Here is a 6,451-nt window from a genome sequence, read left to right on the forward strand (position 1 = left end):
TCCTGGTATTTCGGGCCGCCGCCCAGGCCCGGTACACGCCCGGCCTGGGCTCACGCGGCTTGTCGCCGCGCCGGGGCATCCCTGCCCCGGATTAACCCGGCCTATATTTATAGGCCGGGTTAATAAAAGGGCTTTGTCCCGGACGACATACCCGGTTTCTCGTGTCCCGGTTTCGATACTAATGTCACTCTTTCGTGCGGCATTATGATTCTGTTAGGCTTAGCGTGCCCTGTGTTGTTTACGGCATGGGGTAGGACATGTCGATTCCGATGAATAGCACCTAAGGAGGCAAAAATGAAGACGAAGATCATTCCATTGATGGGCGCGTTGGTTTTGACTGCGAGCGGGATGGCTTACGCCTGGGACGCGCATACGGACCAGGCCATCGAGCACGCGGCGCAGGCCCTGGCCCACGGCCAGGATAATCATGCGCCACAGGCGACCCAGCATGCCGAAGAAGCGCTCACCCATGCCAAGGCCGCCGAGAAGTATCACGATGAAGCGACTAAGCACGTGAAAGAGGCGATCAACCACCTCAATCAGGCGGTCGAGCACGGCAAGATGGGACACGCCGATATCGCCGCCCAGCATTCCGACGAAGCGTTGAAGCATCTAAAAATGGCAAGATAAGAACTTTCGCTTCAATGCAAGCGGGCAGGTGCGCATTCTCTGTCCGCTTTTTTTGTCCCTACACCTTCAAAAGCGGCATTTGGCGAGAACGGCGAGCGCCGCTCGACCTTTACCTCAGAACAGCCCTCTCCTGAGGGGGTTACGCTCGAAGACTCATAGCAAACTGGAAAGCGTTCCAGCCGTTCCCCTTGCGCATCATGGATCGGTTCTCTCGAATTGCGTGTGTTCCCGCACAACTGGGTGACAGCCCTCAATTCCTTCCCGAAGAACAGGGCGACCAAGCCACACGATGCTTGGCCAGCAAGGCTTCCGGCGTTTGGCACCAATTTTGTAATCACTTTTGGTGCATAACCTCAACTTGTACTGTGGCGGATGATTGAACGAGTGCCAGGTATTCCCCGGCATCGCTCTCCCATCCGCCGTTTTTTTGCATGGGTTGGGTATGCCCGAGTTCGAATCGGGAGCCGACGACTCGCGAATCGAGCCGATTCCATCGCGACTGATGCAAATTGAGCTCTCCTCGAAAGGGGGGGCCTTGCGAGCGGAACGATGAGAGAAAGACGCTTTGCCGTTGCTCTTGCGCCGTTGCAGCGCTTCCGGCAGGGAAGGAATCAAAATGCATCCGTCCTGGCTGTTCAATCAATACTAAAGGAGACCTTATGCAAAGAATCGATACGCTATTCGCTCTGAGGAGACTGGCCGCAGCCGGTGCGCTTGTGCTTGCCGCTTCGGTCTGCTCGATCGCTCATGCGGAAGCGCCTTATAAAGTCGAAGGAAAAGCGGTGGACAAAGCGACTTTCAATGGGTGGAAACTCTACAAGCGCCAACGCTGCGAGACTTGCCATGGACCGACCGCGGAAGGAGGGGCCGCTTTTCCCAATCTGGTGACCGGCTTGAAGAACATGAGCACGGAAGATTTCAAAGCGACCGTGCTCAACGGACGCAACAACATGCCGGCTTTTAGCGGCAACAAGGCGGTGGTCGACGGGATCGACGGCCTGTACGCTTACCTGAAGGGCCGCTCGGACGGGGCGATCCCCGTCGGCGAACTACAGGAAATGCCGTAGGCTGAAAACCGCCACGAGGCCGGGGAGCCCGATGGCAGACCGGCCTCGATCCGTCCGGCCGCGTTCGCCGTCGAGACAAAACCGCTGCCGTTCATGGATTCGTTACTCCCCGAGATCTTCGGCATTCGCCGTCAGGGCGGCCACCGGTGTTCCGACGAGTCTCACCCGCTGCTGCGCCACATCGGTCCAGGCTACGTAAATCTCATCGCCCGCCTGCGCCAGGCTGATATGGCGGCTCGGCCAACGCGGGAATCCTCCGCGGTACAGGCTTGTACGACCCAACAGGGTGCCGTCTGGCCGCAGCCGGGCCATCCACAGTTCTTCGTCTGGACCCGCCCGTCCCCGCCAAGCCGCGATAGCCGAACCATCCTCCAACAGCAGCGTGTCGACGTAGCCGTTCGCATCGGCGCCAAGTTCGACGGGTTCGCCGAAATGCGCGCCCTGGTCGGCTGAAAACGCCGCTTTTACCCGCCCCACGCCGTCCGCTGCGGTGAACCAGGCGACCACCGTCCGTCCATCTTGCGAAGCCACGGCGGGGCCGTTGCTCGGACAACCCTCGATGGCCCACCGGTCGGCATGCACGATTCCATTCGAACGGATGCCGCCCGAGCTCCAGCGAATTAGGGCGATATCCCGGAGCTCGCCTGCGAGATGATCACGGTAAGTCGTCGATAGCGTGTTCCCATCGGTTACCGTCCGGGTCTCGCAACAGGAGCAGACGTCGGGATCGAGCGTCGTTTCGGCGCTCGCGCGTCCGTCAGCACCGATCAGCGTGGCCATAAGGCGATAACGATCCGGATGCCGCCGGTCGGTCCACACCAGCGCGAATCCACCATTTTCCAGGGGAGCGGCGGACATTTGGGCATCGTAGATGCGAGCGGCGGCGGGGTAGGGGCGTTGCGGTTTGCTCCACTGGCGCCCGCCGTCCTTGGATATCGAGACATGAATGTCGGCCGCGTAGCGATCCTTCGCCCGGTCCTGATAGGTCATCCATACCGCGGCCAATGCGCCACCCTTCAGTCCGACCACGAGCGGCGGCGCGGCGAACTTGTTGCGGCCCTCGACGACCGTATGCGGCGCGGCCCAGATTCCGCGCTCGCGAACGGCGAAACGGAAGCGACTCGACTGTTCGTCGCCTTCCACCCAGCTCAACAAAAGCCGCTCTCGGTCGAGTTGAGTCAGATGGTGTTGGCGGCTGCCCTGCGCCGCTGGAGTATCGATTTCGCGCACGAGCGTTTCCGACCCCATCGAGGGGGCTACGGCAAAAGAAGCCAGCCACAACACTCCCGCAAAAAAACGTGAAAAGAACGAATGCTTCGTTTTCATGGTGACTTCCTTGAGTCTTGCGCTAATTCGTCCGGCCATGGCTTACATGGCACACTCGGAACTTGGGCATGCTGCAACGGTTCGGCCGGAGTTGGAGGAGGTGGAATATCTTTTCGAAGCCATATCCTGCTCGATTCCACGTGTGGGGAATAAAGACAAGTCGCTGAAAACCGGACAAATCCACAGAGTGGTCGCGGCCAGCCTTTCCCCTGAGCACTCCCAAGCGCTCGGAAAGGCTGACCGCTAGTCGGCACAAAAATAGAAACAAACTTCGCGCCAGATATTATCTCATCGTTATTTCAATGGTTTAGGGAAGGACTGGGTTTTAGAAGGGCGGGCCATTAATGCATTTGCCGCACTGCGCCGAGTAAAATCCCGCATGGTCCATGCGACAAAATGCCCTATTGGATCAATGATTTAGGCGGCGTACGATAATCCCATCTCGTAGCAGTCATTGGTTTTCCTCCGGGACCCAACCGTACGAGTGCGTGAGATCTCCTCATTCGATCGGGATGCCGTTCAGTCGACATCCCGTTTTTTATTCCCTGCCATAACCCGAGTCACGACACTTCGATTGCAGCACTCGTAGCAGAGCGCAAATTCCTTATCCCGCAAGCAACGGACATACGGGCTATTTCATGATCATAGCCGCGAAAGATCGGCTTGCCTGTCGCGCTACAATCTCCGGGGTCGGGATCGTCCGGCCGTTCCTAACGGGCAGAGGAAGCGGCTGCCGAACGGTCCGTCGACATCTGTCTGAGTCTCGGCGGAAAAAGAAAGATCTGCTTCAAAACTCCACCCGCACCGAGCCCAGCACCGTAAACGGCGAGGCAGGTACGACCGCGAGCCTGGGCGCGACATTCACGAACGGGTCGGTCGACTCGTAATAGGCTTTGTCGAGCAGGTTGCGCAGGTTCAGTTGCGCGGTCACGCGGGACGGGCCCATGGTCCAGCGGTAAGCGGCGGCGGCGTCGAGCCGCACATAGCCTGGCATCTTGAACGTGTTCTCGTTGTCTCCGTCGCGCTGACCGGCCGCGAACACCCCGACCCCCAGTGAAAATCCGTTGGACGCATCGAATCCGTTGATGTCGTATTTGAGCCACAGGCTTCCGGAGTTGTAGGGCACATTCGGCATGCGATTGCCCTGGTTGTCCGAGTTATCCTTGGTGATCTCGGCGTCCGTGTAGGCGTAGTTGCCGATCAGGCTGACGTAATCCGTGATCCTTCCGGAAATGTCCAGTTCCATGCCTTTGCTCCGCGCCTCGCCGATGGTGTCGCTATCGGTCGGATCGGCCGTACTGAGGTCGGGGGTGAGAATGTTTTTCTTGTTGATGTTGTAGAAGGCAAGAGTCGCGGTCATCCGGCCGTCAAAGAATTCGGTCTTGACGCCGGCTTCGTACTGCTCGCCGGTTTCCGGCGTTACATTCCCGAAGCCCGGTATATTGTTGTTCGATCCGAACGATTCCGCCCAGTTGCCGTAGATGCTCAACCAGGACCAAGGCTGGTAGAGAATGCCCACCCGCGGGCTGAACTCGTCATCCTTTCGGTTCCGTCGGGCGTCGTCCGCCGCGGAATAGGAAGTGTCCGAATAGCCGCGTCCGATCGTCGCCCAATCGTAGCGACCACCGCCCATAATGTGGAGTTTTTCCCAGAGCACGATGTGGTCCTGAAAGTAGACGCCGAACCATTGTTCCTCGGCGCGAGAGTAGAGTGGGAACGCCAGGCGGTCCTTGTCGAACAGGGCGGCGTCTATGTTGTAGCTGGGGTTGAATATATCGATGGCGAGCGCCGGATCGCCCGCAAAATAGTCGCCGCGTGCATGATACTTTTCCGAGTTCTGGTAATAATCGAAGCCTACCAGGACTTCATGTTCGGTGTCCCACAGGTCCAGTTTTCCGGTGAGATCCAGGTTGGTGGCGTAGACGTCATGGTCCGACCGCTGGTGAAACAGGTTGCGGTCCAGCGTGCGGTTGTCGCTGCGCAGGGCCGAAGCGTCGAACTGGGGCGAAGGCGTGATGTCCAGATTGTCGGCATGGTAATACCGCGCCAGAAAACGGTTGCGCAAGGTCCAGTCATCGTTGAAGCGGTGGGTGAGATTGAAACCGACGTAGACGTTGGAGATGTTGTCGACGGGATCGTCCGGGTCGTCCAGCGCTCGGCGAATCGGAATGGGTGCCGGGCGTTTCCCGATGACGGGGATGCCGTAGTCGATTTCCCGATCCTCGTTGAAACCTTCCACCTCGATCGAGATTTCGGTGGCGTCGCTGATCCGCCAGGTCAGGCTCGGGTTGACCTGAATCCGATTCATGGTGTGGAACTCCCGAAACGAGTCGCTGTCCTGATAAGCGCCGGTAAAACGGTAGAGCAGCGCTCCATCCTGGGTCACCGGCCCGGTTGCGTCCCAGAGGGTGCGGTAAAAATCGAAGTTGCCGAACTGCTGCTCCAGAGAATAATAAGCCTGGTCCAACGGCTTCTTGGTGGTCAGGTTGATCAGGCCGCCCGGCTGAATGCGGCCATAGAGCACCCCGGCGGGGCCTTTCAGTACTTCCAGGGACTGCAGGTTGGCGGTATCGAAGCTGGTGAAGCCCACCCTCAGTCCGTTCCGGTATTGGTTGAAGTCCTGAAAACCGCGGATGATGAAGCCGTTGAATACGCCCAAGGAAGGTTGCGGGCGCACGCTGCTCACGTTTTCGAGCGCTTCCTTTAAATCGGGGGTTTTCTGATCGTCCATCACCGCTCGCGGGACCGCCTGCACCGACACGGGTGTATCCATGATCGGCGTATCGGTCTTGGTGGCGGTGGAGGTGCGGGTTACGGTATAGCTTTGGCCGTCCTCCTCGGTCACCACCTCGCCTTTCACCATGATCGGGGACAGTTGCACTTCTTGCCTATCGACCGCGGGCGCGGGCTTTTCGGCTCGGGCGAGGGTGACCGTGCCGCCGGGCGTCACGCTGTAGGTCAGCGGCGTGCCGGCCAACAGCCGGTCCAGCGCTATTTCGGGCGGGTACTCGCCTTTGAGTCCTCCCGTTTTCAAGCCTTCCGTCATTTCGCTACCGTACAGAAGCTGCCGTCCGCTCTGTTTGCCGAATGCGAGCAAGGCGCTGTTCAAAGGCTGCGGAGGAATGTCGAAACGGGTGTTTTCCGCGGCACCGGCGGTGAAGGCGGACAGTAAGGGCAGGCCGAACACCAGCACGCGGCATTGGTTGCGGGGCCGATCGTTCCTGAGTCGGGACGGCTGGGACATGCGGTTTTTCTCCTGATCTTCTTGCTTTTTTTCGGTGGGCAAAATAGTCGGCCCACGAGAGCTATGACGGAGTCGGAGAAAAAAACCACATGGCGTAACCGACGGCGGATTTTACGCTGGGTCCCAAACTCCGGTTCAGGACCCATGTCGAGAAGTTCCGGCTTCCCGATTTGGAACCCAGAGC

At 59.0% G+C, this 6,451-nt stretch carries 4 protein-coding genes; 2 read left to right on the top strand and 2 right to left on the bottom strand.

Annotation, left to right across the window (positions count from 1 at the left end; genetic code table 11):
* The first annotated feature begins 294 nt into the window (after nt 1-294).
* Nucleotides 295-630, top strand: coding sequence for a small metal-binding protein SmbP (smbP, locus tag ABJK70_RS18220; protein ID WP_077732122.1), 336 nt, complete (start codon nt 295-297; stop codon nt 628-630).
* Between the two features lie 659 nt (nt 631-1,289).
* Nucleotides 1,290-1,697, top strand: coding sequence for a cytochrome c (locus ABJK70_RS18225; RefSeq protein ID WP_086133900.1), 408 nt, complete (start codon nt 1,290-1,292; stop codon nt 1,695-1,697).
* Nucleotides 1,698-1,799: 102 nt separating this feature from the next.
* On the opposite strand, the gene ABJK70_RS18230 is transcribed toward ABJK70_RS18225, so the two are convergent.
* Together ABJK70_RS18230 and ABJK70_RS18235 are read right to left on the bottom strand one after the other, a co-directional pair.
* Nucleotides 1,800-3,023, bottom strand: coding sequence for a sialidase family protein (locus ABJK70_RS18230; RefSeq protein ID WP_347258696.1), 1,224 nt, complete (start codon nt 3,021-3,023; stop codon nt 1,800-1,802).
* Nucleotides 3,024-3,810: 787 nt separating this feature from the next.
* The gene (locus tag ABJK70_RS18235; protein ID WP_347258697.1) at nt 3,811-6,267 is read right to left on the bottom strand and encodes a TonB-dependent receptor; all 2,457 of its coding nucleotides are present in this window, start codon (nt 6,265-6,267) and stop codon (nt 3,811-3,813) included.
* Nucleotides 6,268-6,451 lie beyond the last annotated feature (184 nt).

The sequence above is a fragment of the Methylocaldum sp. genome (assembly GCF_039794385.1).
Lineage (GTDB): Bacteria > Pseudomonadota > Gammaproteobacteria > Methylococcales > Methylococcaceae > Methylocaldum.